This is a genomic window from Serratia sp. 121840015-1, assembly GCF_053627655.1.
Map to the genome: position 1 here is coordinate 1 of NZ_JBSEYF010000005.1, position 18,086 is coordinate 18,086.

Genomic DNA, 18,086 nt, shown 5'->3' on the forward strand with positions numbered 1-18,086 from the left:
TCTTTCAATTTTACACAGCCCGGTTCGGGCTCGGCCTGGCATCCGGTAACGCTGAATTTGACCAATTGTCCAATAGGCACTTCGAGAGTCACGGCCAAGTTCACGGGGACAACGGACAGCACGGGATATTACAAAAACCAGGGTGGGGCAACCAATCTTCAATTGGAGCTGCAGGACACCAGTGGCAATAACCTGAACAACGGCAAAACCAAGGCGGTTCAGGTTGATGATTCCACACAGTCAGCGAGTCTGCCATTACAGGTTCGTGCGTTATCAGTTAAAGGTAACCCGAAACAAGGCAGCATTCAGGCCGTGATTAATGTCACGTACACCTACGCCTAAATTGAGGAGTCATGTCATGACACTGGTTTCAAAACTAAAGAAAGTGTTGAAGAAAAAAGAAGTTGCTGCCCTCGTGGCTTCTGTATGCCTAATGGCATACTCATCCGGCGCTGATGCATTTACTTGTAGAGATTCACGCGGAAACACTTTGAACAGTGCAGCGGGAACTGGCTCGCTAAACGTTTACGCTAATCTAACGCCCAGCGTACAACCTGGGCAAGTTCTGGTAGTAGATCTTTCTCAATCTATCACCTGCAGAAATGACCAACCTAATATCAGAAACGATTTGGTTAGCTTATTATCAGGTTCTGCTTATGGTGGGGTTTTGCAGAATTTTAATGGCACAGTTAAGTATTATGGAAGTAGTTATCCTTTTCCTACAACATATGAAACAAAACAAGTAAACAATAGGTCTGGTTCATTTGTTCCATGGGATACGCAATTATTTCTCTCCCCCGTATCTACAGCGGGTGGGGTCGTGGTGAATCAGGGAACCCTTATAGCAAGGTTAGTTATGAGACAAGTCGGTTCAAATATTTCTAATGGAGGGAATGTCCATACAGCAACTTTCACATGGAATGTTTATGCTAATAACACAGTGGTGGTTCCCACTGGTGGTTGCGACGTGTCATCGCGCAATGTGACGGTTACCTTGCCGGACTACCCCGGCACGGCTGCTGTGCCGCTGACTGTCCATTGCGGACAAAACCAACAGCTGTCTTATTATCTGACCGGCACAACTGCTGATACGGCAAGCACCATATTTACCAATACGTCATCTTCAAACCCGGCTACTGGCGTTGGCGTACAACTGTCTAACCGTAATGGCATTGTAGCCACCAATAAGAATGTCTCTCTCGGTACGGTCGGTACCAGCCCCCAAAGCTTGGGACTAACGGCTTCCTATGCACGAACCACTGGGCAGGTTGTGGCAGGCAATGTACAGTCTATCATCGGAGTGACGTTCGTTTACGAGTAGTGCCATCCGTTCCACGGTTGGTGAATTATCCAAATACGTGTTTACCCTTTCCATCATGCAGTGCCCAATTAATCCGATGGGCTTTGCGTGATGGTCATTAGCGCCTGTTATTACCTGGACATTACAATCTTGAAAAAATATAAAAAAAAGATAGACGTTGTAGTGATGGATCCGGTGATGCTTCATCGAGAAAGCATGGTTCACATTTTGCGAGAGAGCCTGGCCGACAGAGTCAACATAACTGATGCTGTCTCCAGCCTTTCCGAGATAATTCGCCTGATTGTGCTGAAAGGCCCCGCCGATATTTATATAATGGAAGCCTATGGCCCGACTGAAAATTATAAAAGCTGGAATGACTTCACACATTTTATGGCCACGCATTACCCGTCCGTCACCTGCCTGGTTTGGTCTTCAAAACCAACCATGTTTTTAAGAAAACTCAACGCTTTTGAGGGAGGGCAGCCATGTTGGCAGATCCCCAAAAGAATAGACATTGATTCATTTGTACACTTTTTCACGCGAATTTTAGATGGCGAGATGCCTTCACCCAGCACTCGCACTTGCATAGGTCCCCCGATGTCTAACCTCACGCTCAGTGAAATCGTCATCATTACCGGTATTATAGAGGGGCACAGCATCAAGAGCCTGGCCAGAAAATATGATGTTGCATATAAAACAGTTAGCACTCACAAGCGAAACGCCATGATCAAGATGCGTATATCATCGACCGCGCAGCTACGCAGTCTTTTCATCGAGGGGTACATTTTGCGGGGTGATAAGGCTCGATGCCTTCCAATTGAAACAAACGCCAATCAACCCTTTTTATTATAAGCAAGGTAGGGTGATGACAGCGGTTGTTTAGAATAACGCCATGAGAAGGTGAACAGGTTACGGTGCCCATGATGACTTATACTGACTAACGAGGGAATGATGACGAAAAGCGAACGTCGATGGAGAGCATTCTCTATCGTTATACTGTCTGTAGCGATAGTGTTGTTATACCTAATGATTGAGTACGCCTGATTATCGGTTTTCCTTTGACGCGAGAGGTCGCAGGCCGGCCGTAGGCAATACCTGAACTGTCACGTTCACGTCACGCGTGATTACAGAATAGAGTGGCGTTCAATGTTCACTGTATATCAGGGATTAATTTAATGAACAGACGTAAATTTATTTTCTCTTCAGTGTGCCTGGGGGCGGGGATGGGCATGACCCGTGCAAGTTTTTCCCAGGAAAGCACTCAGCCAATGCCGCCTGTTAACTACCGGCCTCAGGTCCACTATGCACCGATAACGGGCTTCATGAACGATCCGAACGGCCTGGTTTTCTATCGCGGAGAGTATCATCTTTTTTATCAGCATAATCCCGTTGCAGCAGCCATGGGCAACGTCCACTGGGGACACGCAGTCAGCAATGACCTGCTGAATTGGCGCACGTTGCCGACAGCCCTGGTGAACTCCGCTGCCGGGCAGGCATTCAGTGGCAGTGCCGTCAATGACGCGCAAAATTCAAGCGGGCTCTTTGATAACCTTTCTGGCGGCTTGGTACTGGTCTATACACGTGCGGGTGCAACGGTTCAGACACAGGAAATTGCGTTTAGCCATGACGAGGGTAAAACATTTACCGGTTACAGCCGTAATCCGGTTTTGGATATCGATTCCGATCAGTTCCGTGACCCGAAAGTCTTTTGGTACTCTGCAGAGAAGTGCTGGATCATGACGGTCGTTGATGCACGAAAACATCGCGTGCTTTTTTATCGTTCGGATGATCTAAAAGCGTGGATAAAACTGAGTGAATTCGCTGATGCAGGGCTGCTGGGTGTGGATTATGAGTGCCCGGATCTTCTTTGCGTGCCTGTTGAGGGTGGCGGCGAAAAATGGGTTTTATTCCTGTCCATCAATCCAGGAGCGCCTCAGGGGGGAAGCACGGTCCAGTATTTTGTGGGAGACTTTGATGGCCAGCGATTCATACCCGTCGACAGGGCGACTCGACTGATGGACTTCGGGAAGGATTACTATGCTTTCCAGAGTTTTTCCGGTACGAGCGGTGTTCCTATCGGGCTGGCCTGGCTCTCCAACTGGCAATATGCCAATTTCGTTCCGTTTACCTCGTCGCGTGGAATGATGACGCTCCCCAGGAGGATTGGGCTTCGGCAAATCAAGGGTGATTGGCGTATCACTCAGCAGTTTGTTGATCTGTCCCCCCTTGTGCAACGTGTTCTGGTTGAGAAACCGCATCTGACAGGAAGTGATATCTTGTTGAGCCATCCCGTCCCCGCAGGAGAGGCTCTTGATATTGAACTGGATATTAATCTTTCGGCGGGTGCCGTATTCACCCTGAGATTTTCCAACTCGCAGGGAGAATCCCTGGACGTCGGATTTGATGGTGGAGACTTTGGCGGATTGTTTATTGAACGAGGCAAGACAGCTGGATTCTCGCACCGGTACTTTGTGAACAGTTTTTCGTACGCACTGGCACCGGGAACCCGCAACACAGATATGCGACTGATTTTGGACCGTACATCATTAGAGCTTCTGGGTGATAAGGGCGCCGCGTCGGGGACCGCATTGTATTTCAGTACGTGTCATTTCGACCGGTTGACGTTACTGGTTGAAGGCGGAGAAGCAACCGTTAATCAGCTGAAAGTGCGAACATTACGCGCCATAACAAGTGAAAGTGAGGCTGCTCAAGGGAACTTATAGCGGGCCTGGCAGACACCAATCTAGCCCTGGCGCATTAAAAACACAGGCCGGTTTACGGGTGTATCAATATTGCTGACTTAAAATGATGAGTAGACAATTATGGAGAAGTTATTCGCAAAGATAATGTTTTCAGCCAGATGGATCATGGCACCGGTCTATCTGGGGTTGGCTGCCGGCCTGTTCATTCTGGCATACAAGTTTTTCCTGGAGTTTATGGTGCTCTTTAAAGAGGCGCCATATATCAACAATGAGCAGCTTATTCTCCATCTTCTATCACTGGTTGATTTTGTTCTGATAGGGGGGCTGCTTGTTATGGTTGTTTTCTCTGGCTATGAGAACTTCGTTTCCCGTTTGAACGTGGAGGGCGCAAGCAGCGAGCTGTCATGGATAGGCAGGATGGACGTTGAGTCACTCAAGAACAAGGTGTTTGTCTCGGTGGTCTCCATATCAACCATACATTTACTCGGTGTGTTCATGGAATCAAAGAGCATCCCCGATGGCAAAATTTTGATGTATATGGGCTTACACCTGTGCTTTGTCTTCACGGCGCTACTGATGCAAGTACTTGAGAAAATTTCTAAGAAGAGCGATGACGCCGACTGACCTTGTACATGGTCAGTGGCGGGAGGTTTTCAGGATAACCTCCCTGTTGATGTAAACGCGTGAGCCACTGTACTCATTGCGCAATCGCGTAAGGCGGATGTTTGTGTTTGTACAAAAGATTTAAGTCTTTCACCGTGGCCAGCCGAACTGATATTTGGTTGGCTTGTTGTCGGTTGGCGGTTGTCTAGATGTACAACCCGTATTGGAGGTTATGATGGATGCGCCTGAAGTATCGCGTACAACAGCATGGATGCGAGTGGGGATCCTCACGCTATCAGCCTTTATATTCAACACCACTGAATTTGCACCTATCGGTTTACTGAGCGATATTGCCAATAGTTTTTCCATTCCGAGTGAACGGGTCGGCCTGATCATCACGCTCTATGCATGGATTGTCACGATTGCTTCGCTGACGTGCATATTTGCGATAGGCCAGGTTGAACGTCGTAGGTTACTCACAGGTATTTTTATCCTGTTCATCGCGAGCCATGTTCTCACTGCAATCGCATGGAACTTTAGCCTTCTGGTGCTTTCACGTGCGGGCGTTGCACTTTCCCATGCCATTTTTTGGTCGATAACGGCGTCATTGGCGATAAGGGTAGCACCGCCAGGTAAAAGGGCACAGGCATTAAGCTTACTGGCAGGGGGAACCGCTTTAGCCATGGTGCTTGGCCTCCCAGTGGGGCGCATCATTGGCCAATGGTTTGGTTGGCGAATGACTTTTGCCGGGATCGCGGCGAGCGCTGCCTTTGCATTAATCATGGTACTGAAGTTTATGCCGGAACTAAAGAGCGAGAATGCGGGATCACTCACTATGGTGCCTGAGCTGCTTAGGCGATGGCCTCTGGTATTTGTTTATATTATCACTGTCATTGTTGTTACGGCCCACTTCTCGACGTACAGCTATATTGAGCCGTTTATACAAAATTTGGCGGGCATGTCCGAGAATGTCACGACGTTAATATTACTAATCTTCGGTGTATCAGGAATTGCAGGCAGTTTACTGTTTGGTCGATATGGCGAACGCTACCCCATAGCATTTTTGAATGCTGCGCTGACGTTGTTACTGATAAGTCTCGTTTTTCTTTTCCCTTCATCGAATAGCCAGGTTAGCCTGACTCTGTTATGTGCGTTATGGGGTATGGCCATAATGGCGTTTGGGCTCTCGATGCAGGCAAAAGTCTTGAATCTCGCGCCCGATGCGACAGATGTTGCAATGGGTTTTTTTTCCGGGCTTTATAATTTTGGTATAGGTAGCGGTGCCTTATTGGGTAACCTGGTTATTCAAGGGTGGGGAATTGGCGCTATAGGCTTTGTCGCTGCATCAATCGTCTTTTTGGCCATGAGCCTTAGCTTTTTGCTAAGACGTTTTCATTGATGAAGAATCTGTTCACGAAAATAGACACTATAGGAGGAAGTCGTAATGGAATATTACATGTTAGTCTTGGTGAAATTTCTTATCGGATTTCTTATCGTGATGACGCACTTTAATCTTTCGGGAAAAACTCAACTTTCGCAAATGACTCCCATAGATTTTATCGGAAACTTCGTTATTGGCGGGATCATTGGCGGTGTTATCTACAGTGATGCGATCCCATTGTATCAGTACATTGCCGTACTCATTATGGGGGTCATCTTGATATCAATGCTTAACTCTGTAAGCAAGCGGATACAGTTTTTTAGATCAATTACGATTGGTGAGCCGATTACAATCATTAAGGATCATCGATTTTTGATGGAAAATATACGTAACAAAAGAAACAAAATAGATATATTAGGGGTGTTATCACACATACATGCACAGGGTATACACTCGTTGCTGGCCATCAAGTATGCTCAGATCGAACCGGGTGGCCAGATAACTCTGGCTTGTGATGAGGATAAGGTGCCATCGTGTATTGTTATGAAAGAAGGCGAGGTGCAGGAGGAAGCCCTTGAAAAAATCGGAAAGACTCCAGAGTGGTTACTGCATAAGATAACAACATGTCAGGTAGCAGTTGAAGACATTTACCTGGCTGAGTATTGGGAAGGAAATGTGAGCTTTATTCTTATGGATGGTGAGGTGGTGAATAATGTTTGATTTACGCTTGCAGGGATGCCTGTACCAAGCTCGACATTATCTCTGATCATAATAGGAAAAACCAATGATATCTCATTGTAAATTTTAGCGATTTAGGGTTACACTCTTTTCACTGTGGTGAAACCCCCTGTGCGGTGGGGCGTATCAGCTATTTAGGTTATGGGCTTGGGCGGTTTGCGCGAATTGTGGTGCTGATACACAATTCTCCGGGAGGCACCCGGCACCGCAGTTTTTAAATCAGACAGTGGGCAAAAATAGTGGTTTGATAGATTTTTTGGAACATCTTGCTAATATGTTGGTCAACAGTGCTTTAAATTTCAATAAAGATTATGTGTTATTTTCGGTAATAAGAACTAGCGCATCCATCAATTGGAATTAACGCTGCTTACTATTGCATTTTTAACAGAATGCCTATACTCTATCCTTTAGGGGCGGTAGAGGTATTCAATTAATGTTAAGGTTGTGTTTTGCATTGAGTAAGGCGTTCTCTATCGTCCCTGCATGATTTAAAAAAACGAAAAAAAGCCGGCTATATTCCGGCTTTTTCTGTTACATCTTATAGCTTAAAGTTATTTGTGTGCGTCTATCGGTATGATTTGGCGCTGATGATGGGGGAGAGGAGTTCCAGGTCATCATGTATCCTGCTTTCAATGCAAATCTTTCGCTAATAGCAACTTCCAGGGCAGTTTCAGAGTTAACGGTAGTATCTTTGCTCCCAAGAGCAGACAGGCCTTGAATGAACTTGGCATTTTCGGTGAGTTGCCAGTTGTAAGTTGCAGATACATAACCCAGTGCGTTAGTCTTGCTACCTCCACCTGTATACACATCATGACGTATACCGGGACCTGCCTCGACGCGTAAGCTGTGAACAGGCCCATTCAGTAATTGGCGTCCATAGCCAGTGGTGAATGTATCGCGTGCTCGGTAGCCGTTATATCTGTCGCTTAACCAGCCGGCTTGGCCGAAAATATAGTCGCGATCGGTTAAGTTGTAGCGGCTTCGTCCGCCAGCAGAGTACTTTTCTGAGGAGCGAACGTCATTGGAAGAGGCGTTACTGGCATTACCCCAAATGGACCAGGCAGTTGAAGAATCGTACCAGGTCATATTACTGCTCATCGTCAGGTTGGTACTTTTCGAATTACCAGATTGCGCAAGATAACCTGCATTGATATTGCCTTCGAAAGGTTTTTTTGCAGATGTTGGGTCATCCATAATTGTAAATATGGAATCATCTGAAATGGCGCGTTTGCTAAAAAGCGCGCCAGTAGCGATAAGAAGAATGACGGGTACTATATTGCGATATTTCATGATTTTTGCCAAAATTGTCTTAGTCTGTTTATGGGGATCTCATTGGTAATGAGATAGCTGTCTTAGCAAGACAGTTTTTAATTGTAAAAAATATAACTCAATATGGCAATACACAAGGCTTACCTTTTGCCTATCCTCCAAGCTCGTCGAGTTGAATGGCAAAGTTTGTAAACAGCTTATTGCTGCTTATCAAGCCATGGTATCAAAGTAGACTAATTGAGGGTGGGGTGAAATTATGGGCCTGTGACGGCCCGTGTGAAATGAATACCATAAAGCTAGGTGAGTTGCGTATGATTGAAAGAGTAAGATGACCTGCTACATGTTATATACGCACGCATAAACAGAACTGTGAAAAAGCTAGCTTCATTCGGACTGTTACTGACGGGCTGGATTTGCCGATAATTTATGCTATCATTAATGAGTAAAATGACGTTTATTTAACATAAGTACATGTCATATTTATAGTAAACATAATAAAAATTAGTTAGATGTAATTCCTGCGCGGCATGTTCACCAACCATGTCGCTTTTTTTATTGCTTATTGTCAAACTCAATTGACCCTTGGGAGGGGAGCTCGGGGTTAACTTTAGTTCATGACTGCTACTTGTTAAATAGACTCTAATAGTGCTGGTTGATTTACTATTAATTATTTAAAATCGATGGTGATATCGAGAATCATCCAATGAATAAACAAAAATAAAAGCAGCCCCAATAGCATCGAGATTACGATAAAGGGAATTGGTGAAGTCGTAAATACACTTTTTATTTTGCTTAACATTTCATAACTTCTCAAAAGTCGAACTCATCACTAACTATTGTAACTCATTGAAATGAATTTGTGAAAAATTTTCTTTGGGTGGTCGTGGCTGGCGACTATCTCTGTCGTTTCTGAGCCCTCATGGATAATCTAAGCTGTGCTGCCTCTTTAATTACGTAATCTTTTGTAAACAGTAGGGGGGAACCCAGCCTTGCCATCGCTAGATAATAAGTCGCCGTTTTGTCGTAAAGTGTGTCGATGCGATAATATTCTTTTAGGCGACCAAGGAAATGTTCAAAAACGTTGCGATTGTGTTAGGCATCACGATCGAGCTTTAAACGACCATGCGACGCCATTTCCTCATTTGATTTAGTGGAATGACGTTTTTCATACTTTTTTCAGCTGGTTACTTAACGCATGTCTTGAGTAAGCTTTATCAGCCCGTACGGCTTGATTACACCGCTTCATGCTGCCGTTATGACGAGTCACACCAATGACGTCCAGCAGACGTTGTACGAACTAGCTTTAATGGGCTTGTCCGGGACTCAGCAGAATGTTCAACGGCAGACGCTTCGTACTGTCGCCATAAAGTCATCTGATATTTGTTATTCTTGGCACTAGGGAAAACCTGAAAAATAGATTGTTAGCATTGGGTTGCCTTCGGAGGTATAGGCTTCCCCACAGTTTTTGCCCTAATAGACTTCAGGAATGAGGATGTGATAGCCGTCTATCAAACTGAAAACTGCTGACTATGGGAATCTATTTCTTTTGGGAAAAGGTTTTTCTATGGTGGTAGCCATACTGCTCTGCGCAGGATAAATGCCGGTCAAGTTTTACGGAGCGCTGCTTATGTCTCATTGTAATACACCTGAACAAACCGCAATCATTGGTTGGTCCGGCCATCGCCTGGTGTTCACGGCGTTAGCCGGCCCCGGTAAAACGTCAACATTGTTCCGTTTTGCGCAGGCAAGCTCGAACTGCACAATGCTTTATCTCGCCTGTAACCGTGCAGTCAGGGATGAGGCTGAGGGAAAATTCCCGTTTATCGTCGAATGTAGGCCGCTGGCTCGCACATCTATCACGACCTTTAACGGTTTATTCTGTAATGGGGATAGCGAATTGGGTCTGCAACACTTTCTTGATAAAGATTCACGCTGTGGTTTGTCGCCCGACAAAATCCTGGTATTGGCGCAATTGCTCTGGTGCGAGTCTGCACGCCAGGGCGCTACTTCTCTTGTGTCCCATGACGTTTACCTCAATCTGTATCAGCTCTCTCGGCCTGACCTTTTCAAACGCTGGAAGACGCTCATGTTTAACGAGGAACAAGGCGCGAGCGCGGTGACTCAGTCACTGGTACTGGCGCAGTGCTGTGATGTGGTGTTGGTCGACGATGGCCATCAACAAATCTACCAGTTTAGTGGCGAGGAAAATGTCCTCGATGCTCCCGAGTTGGTCGATGCGGTTCAACTTTATCTGAATCACAGTTTCCGTTTTGATCCTACTATAACTCAGGTGGTCAATATGCTGCTTTCCCGGCAAGAAGAAACGATACAGCTGGTCGGGGAAGGGAGAAATGCCAAGGTTATGACGTGTACACCTGATGACGTGAAGGGACAGCCTGTTGCCATATTGAGCCAAACGGTGGCCGGAGTCATCGGCGCTGCGCTGGATGCCAGTCTGGCTGGCAAGACGGTGTATTGGGTCGGCGGTATCGCCGGCTACAAGACCAAGGAGCTGGAAGACCTCTACTGGTTTTCGGCTGACATGACTGAGCGGATGCAGTCCCCGCGGCTGGCGCGAGAATACCGCAACTTTGAGGAATTTGAGTCGGTTGCCAGAGCAACCAGGGATGTTGAGATGAACCAGGGGCTTCGGTTGCTTGAGCAGTACTTCCCGCTGCCACAAAAGCTGCAGGTGATGCGTGAACATGCTGTTACTGACGAAAGCCAGGCGCAGGTGATTGTGTCGACGGCGCACCGCAGCAAGGGACTGGAGTGGCCGGTGGTTATACTGAACGAGGATTTTGCCGATATTACGGATTCCCTGATGGCCGAAAGCGAACGTACTGATGAAACCAATCTGCTGTATGTCGCGGTGACTCGTGCCCGGCAAATGTTAATACTGAATGAATTGCTCCAGATGTTGATGGACAGCGAGAGTAATGACCTCGCCGGAGGTCTGGCATGCTGAAGGCTATCAAAGAACTGCTGGTTGGAACCCGGGCTATGTCGGCAAATCCAACGACAAGCATTCCAGGCTCTCAATGTCCTGTAGGTTATTTTATGCCGGCATCCGCAGAGCAGCTTTTGAGCACGGCCTCTCGTCAGCAGTGTTTACAACAGCTGTGGGAGAACAGCGCGCTGCCCAAAGATCTCTATGAACATTTCTATCTGCAACCCTTGAAGCAGCTTGTTAAGCTGATGCAGGTACTTCCGGCCGCGTCCCAAGGGGAGCATGCCAGGGAAGGAGGGCTGGTCGATGTTACCCTGCAGACGATGACTTATGCGGTTCGACTGGCCAAGGGGCACATGTTGCCCCCGGGGGCCGCGCCCGAAGAACAATCCGCCCAGAATGTGCAGTGGAATGTCGTGGTGTTTTATGCAGCGCTATGGCACTACCTGCCGCTGTTGAGTCAGATGCAAGGCGAGTTCCAAAGTGGCCGCACCTGGTTACCTGGCTTGACGGTGCCGGGTGAACCTTACCGTTTCCGCTTCAGGGTAGCCCCGTCAGCCCCGACCCTGGCCACAAGTCAGAGCGCAATGATTGCGGCACGGCTGCTGCCTGAAGAGCTTATCGAATGGCTGTCAACACTACCAGCAGCGATACATTCGTTGATGACGATAGCGTCCAGGCAACCGAGCACATTACCTGCAATTGACGATATTATTCTGGAGGCGACCAAACTGGCTCGTGGCGATGGTTTGGCCGTATCGCTTTTGCCGATATCCAACTCCGACACATTGGCAACAGTCTTACCATCCTTGGCGCCAACGACAGAAAATACCACTACTTCAGTACCCGAGACTGATTTGCAAAGCGCAGTCAGCAGTACCCATCCTCCTCTTGCTCAGGAGCAACTGCCGGCAGAGACATTAGATCAGCTTAACGAAAATACACCGTTAGTCACAGAAGTGTTACTTAGCTCGGCCCTGGATGCGCCGGTCAACGATAAGCCTTTGGCTGAGATGGTCCTGGCACCAGAAACGGTGGGGGGTGTAGAAGAAGATACGCAGGCTTTGTTGTCATTAATGGCGGTAGAGGTGTCAGTACCGACTTGCCTGGATAACCAAGAAGAGGGAAACGCCCCTCAGAAAGAGAGCCTCCTTCCTGAAGAAAAGCAGGGGTCGGTACATGACATAACTACTGTAATTGAAGATGACTGTGTTTTACCAGGCGTAATAGAACCTGAGCTACTAAAGAGCACGGACACAAAGGCTATTTTAGAGACTCAACATTTATCAAAGGTTCCACGGTTAGAAGAGAATAATGTGGAAGGTATTTTGAATGCAGAGAGCAATGTTGGGAGCGAATTTCTACAGTGGTTGAGTTTTGGGGTAAAAAAAGGGGACATATCCGTTAATACCATAGGTTCCAGAGCACATATTGTCAGTGGGTTCGTGTTTCTCTGCGTTCCAGATATTTTTCATCTGTATATCAAAGAAAATAATTTCGAGCGTACTGACCGAAATGCTATCCAAAAAGCGTTTGAAAAACTAGGAAGACATCGGATCCGTAAGGGGCAGCGATTCTTTATTGGCCATCTTTATGAAAAGCCTGAGGGGGTGGGCACATATCGTCGTATCAATGGTTACCTGATTAAGGCAAATAGTTTGTACGGCGGGACACGCGTGCCAGAGGACAGTCAGTTACTCGTGATCCCGTAGTCTTTTGATGCAGGGAGAATCTCATAAATGTTAGGTAAATCTGACGGATTGTGAGTGGATAAATAAACCTATTCGAGGTTATGAAATGAAAAGTGAAGAAAAAATGCACGATGAGTGGGAGTTCTTGCTCGAGGAATATTTTTTCACCAAACAACTACGTGCAGCAACGGAATGGAGTTATAGGAAAGTAACACTAACATTTACGCGTTTTATTGGCGGAACTATAACACCCGCTATGGTGACGCAAAGGGATGTGTTGCTTTGGCGTCGGCATCTGTTAAAGGAGAAAAACCTTTCGGTACATACCTGGAACAATAAGGTGGCCCATCTGCGGGCAATATTTAATTTGGGTATTAAAAAAGCGTTGGTTCAGCACGGTGAGAACCCTTTTAATGGAACGGTAGTTCGATCTGACACTAAGAAAAAACGAATATTGACGAAGTCTCAATTGACCCGTCTTTACCTCGTGATGCAACAGTATGAACAGCGGGAGAAGGAGAGAAAACCAGTGAAGGGTGGAAAGTGTGCACTCTATCCTACCTGGTTCTGGATGACGGTATTAGACACATTTCGATATACCGGTATGCGTAACAATCAGATGATCCACATCCGCCTGAGAGATGTGAACATTGAGCAAGGTTGGATCGAACTTCGACTTGAAGGCAGCAAAACACATCGGGAGTGGAAAGTACCGGTGGTTCGTCAATTAAGGGAGCGAATAGAGCTGCTCATGATGCGTGCAATCGAGCGAGGTGCGGATCAGCATGACCTGCTTTTTGATGTCAAACGGTTCACCAGTCCACGGAATACTCATTACATCTATGACGAGAAAAACGTTCTGCAGTCATTTCGTAGCTTCTATCGTCGGTTGTCCAGGGAGAGTGGCTTCGATATTTCCTCACACCGTTTCCGTCACACACTTGCCACGGAGTTGATGAAATCCCCGGACAGAAATCTAAAACTGGTGAAGGATCTACTGGGTCACCGTAATGTCAGTACCACAATGGAGTATATCGAATTGGATATGGAAGTCGCAGGAAAAGCACTTGAACAGGAGCTTGTTTTACATACGGATATCACTGCTACGAGAAGCTTACAAAGCTTGACACAGGTATGATTTGCTGTGAATATCACCAGTGATCGAGAAAAGGACGCCTGTGCTGTCACACAGGCACCCTTCTTGAGGAATTCAACTTACAACGTCGCGGTAGTAAACAGTTACTCTGTTATCACTTTGACAAGTCGATTCCGTATTAATCACCCGTTAAAGTTATCATCTTTTAACCAGTGTGCATTGATGCAGAATTAGTGGTGCCCGGACTCGGAATCGAACCAAGGACACGGGGATTTTCAATCCCCTGCTCTACCGACTGAGCTATCCGGGCAACGGGGCGCATTAAACCGTATTGGCCGGGTGGCGTCAATCGCTTTCTGTCACAAAGCCGATCGGTTGCTCTATTTTCAGGCAGCCAACCCGGAGGAGTGGGGGATGGGAGGGTATTGCCACTCAATAAATATGCATATAAAACGTGTATTTATACCGCTGCTTAGATGGGTTTTTATTATTTTTTAATTAAATAACAATGCGTTATTGTAAAATCAATGCGCGTTAAACCAAGACGATTCTTGCTTGAACCCCGTAACGAATCATGCAATCATTGCGCAAATTTTAGCACTCTCCGTTCCCTGACGGTGTTCCCGCTTCTTATAAGCCAGAGGGTTATTGGCATGACTGGTTTTGTTGCTCAAGCGCTGCTGCGCACCAGACATCTGACGCCGCCACCGTTCCGCCGTTGTCTCCTTCGCACGTCATCCGCCCGAATACGCCTGCCGGCCATGCGGTAAGGCCGCCGATGCTCGCTGTTAGGCATGCGTAAAGCCAGCGCTGCGGCCCTGATTTTACTGATGCCTGTCGGACGCTGCCAAGACCAGTTCCCCCGATAGCCGCCTGATGATCCCCGATCATGAGCCGGTCACGCACGCCGCTTATGCTGCCGTGCCCGGGTATCGCTTTACCGGGATAACCGCGTTATCTCATTACCGTGCCGGTGGCACACCCTCATCCTTCACCGTTTGAGAGTCAGCATGATGAAAGAATTGAAAATCGCGACCAGCGCCAGCCTGGTCGCCACCATTGAGACGCTGCGCCAAATCGTGCGCGTAGAGCAGACGGACTACACCGACGTGGCGGCGGTGGTGGTGTCGGTCGCCGACGTTAACGCCGGCATTCTGGCGCGCTTGCAGGCGACGGGGTTCGACATTCCGACCTTCGTGGCGGTGGAAGGGGATGAGCATCTCTCGCCGGACTATCTGCCGTTCGTCAGTGGGGTTTTCGCGCTGCTGGCCGGCGCCAGCAAGCCGTTCTACATGGCGCAGCTGGAGGCCGCCGCCGATGCCTACGAGCAGGCGCTGCTGCCGCCGTTCTTCAAAACGCTGAAGACCTACGTCGAGATGGAAAATTCGACCTTCGCCTGCCCGGGGCATCAGGGCGGCGAGTTCTTCCGCAAACACCCGGCCGGCCGGCAGTTCTTCGATTTCTACGGTGAGACCCTGTTCCGTTCCGATATGTGCAACGCCGACGTCAAGCTGGGCGATCTGCTGATCCACGAAGGGTCAGCCAAGGATGCGCAAAAGCACGCGGCGCGGGTGTTCAACGCCGATAAAACCTACTTCGTGCTCAACGGCACCTCGGCGGCCAACAAAGTGGTGACCAACGCGCTGCTGACCCGTGGCGATCTGGTGCTGTTCGATCGCAACAACCATAAATCCAACCACCACGGGGCGCTGATCCAGGCCGGGGCCACGCCGGTCTATCTGGAAACCGCCCGTAACCCGTTCGGCTTTATCGGCGGCATCGATGCGCACTGCTTCGACGAACGCTACCTGCGTGAGCAGATCCGCGAAGTGGCGCCGGAGAAAGCCGCGGCGGCGCGGCCGTTCCGGCTGGCGATCATCCAGCTCGGCACCTACGACGGCACGATTTACAATGCTCGCCAGGTGATCGACACCATCGGTCATCTGTGCGACTACATCCTGTTCGACTCCGCCTGGGTGGGCTACGAAGGTTTTATTCCGATGCTGAAAGAGTGTTCGCCGTTGCTGCTGGAGCTGGACGAGCACGATCCGGGCATTTTCGTCACCCAGTCGGTGCATAAACAGCAAGCGGGGTTCTCGCAGACCTCGCAGATCCACAAGAAAGACGACCATATCAAAGGGCAAAAGCGCCACTGTAACCACAAGCACCTGAACAACGCGTTCATGCTGCATGCGTCGACCAGCCCGTTCTATCCGCTGTTCGCCGCGCTGGACGTCAACGCCAAGATGCACGCCGGCCCGGCCGGGCGCCGCATGTGGATGGACTGCGTCAAGCTGGGCATCGAGACCCGCAAACAGCTGCTCAAGTGCTGCTCGCAGCTGAAGCCGTTTATTCCGCAGCAGGTGGCGGGCAAAGACTGGCAGGATCACGATACTGACCTTATCGCCAACGACGCGCGCTTCTTCACCTTCGTGCCGGGGGAAACGTGGCACGGCTTCGAAGGCTATGCCCAGGATCAGTATTTGGTGGATCCGTGCAAGCTGCTGCTGACCACGCCGGGCATCGACGCCGCGACCGGGCAATACACCGAGTTCGGCGTGCCGGCCACCATTTTGGCCAACTTCCTGCGCGAGAACGGCATCGTGCCGGAGAAGTGCGATCTCAACTCGATCCTGTTCCTGCTGACCCCGGCGGAAAACCCGGCCAAGATGGAGCACCTGGTGGAGATGCTGGCGCAGTTCGAGCGCTATGTTGCAGAGGACGCACCGCTGAGCGTGGTGCTGCCGACGGTATACCGCAAGAACGAGCAGCGTTACCGCGGCTACAGCATTCGCCGGCTGTGCCAGGAGATGCACGATCTGTACGTCAGCTTCGACGTCAAACAGCTGCAAAAGGAGATGTTCCGCCAAGATCATTTCCCGCCGGTGGTGATGAACCCGCAGGACGCCAACGTGGAGTTTATCCGCGATAACGTCGAGCTGGTGCCCATCGGCCAGGCGGAAGGGCGCATCGCGGCGGAAGGGGCCTTGCCGTACCCGCCGGGCGTGCTGTGCGTGGTGCCGGGCGAAGTGTGGGGCGGCGCGGTGCAGCGCTACTTCCTGGCGCTGGAAGAGGGCATCAATCGCCTGCCGGGCTTCTCGCCGGAGCTGCAGGGGGTCTACATCGAGAAAAAAGATCACGGCTGGAAGCGCATCTTCGGCTATATGATCAAGCCATAGAAAAAGGGCCGGTTCGCACCGGCCCTTCTCATTTATCCACGCGGAACGCGTTACTTTCTGCGGTAGCTCTTCTGCGCGGTATTCACTTTCACCAGATAGCGGCGCGACTCGGCGGCCGGGTGCTTGGTGGTCAGCGTCTGGTACACGTCGCCCGGCTGCATGCCGTTGATGATGCCCACCGCGCGCGTTCTGTCGCTGGAGAACACCCGCAGCACGCTGCCTGCGCCGCCGTTGTAGGCGGTGATCACCGCATAGCGGCGCGAGGTCGGGTTCTGAATGCCGCCCAGGTAGTTGTTCTGCAAGATAGCCAGGTAGGCGGTGCCGGTGTCGATGTTGTTCTCCGGATCGAACAGGTAGCTGCGGCTCGGGGTGCCCCATTTGCCGCGCATCTGGAACACATCCTTACCGGCGGTATGCTGCACCACCTGCATCAGGCCCAGTGCGTCCGAACCGCTCACCGCATACGGGTTGAAGCTCGATTCGGTCTGCATGATCGCCAGGATCAGCGACTCGTCCACGCCGTATTTTTCCGACGCCTTGCGCACCATCGGCAGGTATTTGTGCGCACGTTTGTCCAGGTGGTTCGGCACCAGCTGGATGGTGACCGAGTAGATCACGTGCAGGCCGGAGGTGCGTTTTTGCAGCTTGGTCTGCAGCAGGTAATCGGCGAAGTGCGCCGCGCGCCATTCCCAGCGGATCGGCGCGCCCTTGTTATCCAGCACCTGGCCGTACAGGAACGGTTCTTTGCTGATCTGGATATCGTTGGCGTCGGAATAGAGATCGATGGACCCCGGATCGTCACCCATCAGCAGCGTGCTGATGATCGCCTGGCGCAGGTGTGCGGCCGGATCGGTGGTGGCGATGGTCTCGATGGTAATGGCGCCGGTGTCGAAGTTGATGTGGCTGCGGGTTTGGTATTGGTCGGTATATTTGACGTAGTCTTTCGGCCCGGCGATCAGAACTTCGTTCAGACCCCAGATGTTCTCGATGTTGTGGGCGAATTGGCCCATCAGAATGTCGAAGCCGTTGGTATCTTTAATCCAGGCTTCGTTGATTTCTTCACTTTTTTTGCCGGAACAGGAGATCAGCAAAGGCGCTATTACGAGCAAAGCTAAAATTTTCTTCATCTTAAAGCCGTTTGGAAGAAGTATAAGAGGATTGAAGCGGGCCAGCGCCT

The 18,086-nt window shown here is 49.5% G+C and carries 13 protein-coding genes, 1 tRNA gene and 1 pseudogene; 11 read left to right on the forward strand and 4 right to left on the reverse strand.

What is annotated here, in order from left to right:
- The 7 genes from ACUXAC_RS20070 to ACUXAC_RS20100 all read left to right on the forward strand — a co-directional run.
- Positions 1 to 342, forward strand: a 342-nt coding sequence (locus tag ACUXAC_RS20070; RefSeq protein ID WP_454266854.1) for a fimbrial protein, incomplete at its 5' end; no start/stop codon positions are given.
- A 16-nt stretch (positions 343 to 358) separates the two neighbouring features.
- Complete coding sequence (locus ACUXAC_RS20075) at positions 359 to 1,321, forward strand: fimbrial protein (protein WP_454266855.1); 963 nt, start codon at positions 359 to 361, stop codon at positions 1,319 to 1,321.
- Between the two features lie 90 nt (positions 1,322 to 1,411).
- Complete coding sequence (locus ACUXAC_RS20080) at positions 1,412 to 2,152, forward strand: LuxR C-terminal-related transcriptional regulator (protein ID WP_226773046.1); 741 nt, start codon at positions 1,412 to 1,414, stop codon at positions 2,150 to 2,152.
- Positions 2,153 to 2,475: 323 nt separating this feature from the next.
- Complete coding sequence (locus tag ACUXAC_RS20085; RefSeq protein ID WP_454266856.1) at positions 2,476 to 4,023, forward strand: GH32 C-terminal domain-containing protein; 1,548 nt, start codon at positions 2,476 to 2,478, stop codon at positions 4,021 to 4,023.
- Positions 4,024 to 4,122: 99 nt separating this feature from the next.
- Positions 4,123 to 4,626 carry a TIGR00645 family protein gene (locus ACUXAC_RS20090; protein WP_089186765.1) on the forward strand — a complete coding sequence of 168 codons (504 nt, stop codon included), beginning with the start codon at positions 4,123 to 4,125 and terminating at the stop codon, positions 4,624 to 4,626.
- A gap of 214 nt (positions 4,627 to 4,840) precedes the next feature.
- Complete coding sequence (locus ACUXAC_RS20095) at positions 4,841 to 6,004, forward strand: sugar transporter (RefSeq protein ID WP_454266877.1); 1,164 nt, start codon at positions 4,841 to 4,843, stop codon at positions 6,002 to 6,004.
- 45 nt (positions 6,005 to 6,049) lie between these two features.
- Positions 6,050 to 6,706: a DUF421 domain-containing protein gene (locus ACUXAC_RS20100; protein ID WP_072628369.1), complete on the forward strand. Its 657-nt coding sequence runs from the start codon at positions 6,050 to 6,052 to the stop codon at positions 6,704 to 6,706.
- Positions 6,707 to 7,255: 549 nt separating this feature from the next.
- Here ACUXAC_RS20100 and ACUXAC_RS20105 read toward each other — a convergent pair.
- Complete coding sequence (locus ACUXAC_RS20105) at positions 7,256 to 8,014, reverse strand: DUF481 domain-containing protein (protein ID WP_089195161.1); 759 nt, start codon at positions 8,012 to 8,014, stop codon at positions 7,256 to 7,258.
- 873 nt (positions 8,015 to 8,887) lie between these two features.
- Positions 8,888 to 9,338: pseudogene (locus tag ACUXAC_RS20110) on the reverse strand (hypothetical protein); the annotation flags it as partial.
- A 282-nt stretch (positions 9,339 to 9,620) separates the two neighbouring features.
- On the opposite strand from ACUXAC_RS20110, the gene ACUXAC_RS20115 reads away from it, so the two are divergent.
- From ACUXAC_RS20115 to ACUXAC_RS20125, 3 genes are all read left to right on the forward strand, one after another.
- A complete protein-coding gene (locus tag ACUXAC_RS20115) occupies positions 9,621 to 10,961 on the forward strand; it encodes a 3'-5' exonuclease (protein WP_454266857.1) in 1,341 nt (446 codons plus the stop codon).
- Positions 10,955 to 12,655, forward strand: a complete 1,701-nt coding sequence (locus ACUXAC_RS20120) for a TraI domain-containing protein (RefSeq protein WP_454266858.1) — start codon at positions 10,955 to 10,957, stop codon at positions 12,653 to 12,655. Before ACUXAC_RS20115 ends, ACUXAC_RS20120 begins: the two co-directional genes overlap by 7 nt.
- An 85-nt stretch (positions 12,656 to 12,740) precedes the next feature.
- Positions 12,741 to 13,772 (forward strand): tyrosine-type recombinase/integrase, encoded by a 1,032-nt coding sequence (locus tag ACUXAC_RS20125; RefSeq protein ID WP_089186769.1) that lies wholly within the window; start codon positions 12,741 to 12,743, stop codon positions 13,770 to 13,772.
- A 192-nt stretch (positions 13,773 to 13,964) separates the two neighbouring features.
- Here the strand turns inward: ACUXAC_RS20125 and ACUXAC_RS20130 are convergent.
- Positions 13,965 to 14,040: transfer RNA gene (locus ACUXAC_RS20130), tRNA-Phe, on the reverse strand.
- Positions 14,041 to 14,743: 703 nt separating this feature from the next.
- Here ACUXAC_RS20130 and speF point away from each other — a divergent pair.
- Positions 14,744 to 16,909 carry an ornithine decarboxylase SpeF gene (gene speF / locus ACUXAC_RS20135; protein ID WP_454266878.1) on the forward strand — a complete coding sequence of 722 codons (2,166 nt, stop codon included), beginning with the start codon at positions 14,744 to 14,746 and terminating at the stop codon, positions 16,907 to 16,909.
- A gap of 50 nt (positions 16,910 to 16,959) precedes the next feature.
- On the opposite strand, the gene mltC is transcribed toward speF, so the two are convergent.
- Positions 16,960 to 18,036, reverse strand: a complete 1,077-nt coding sequence (gene mltC / locus ACUXAC_RS20140; protein ID WP_004937402.1) for a membrane-bound lytic murein transglycosylase MltC — start codon at positions 18,034 to 18,036, stop codon at positions 16,960 to 16,962.
- Between the last annotated feature and the right edge of the window lie 50 nt (positions 18,037 to 18,086).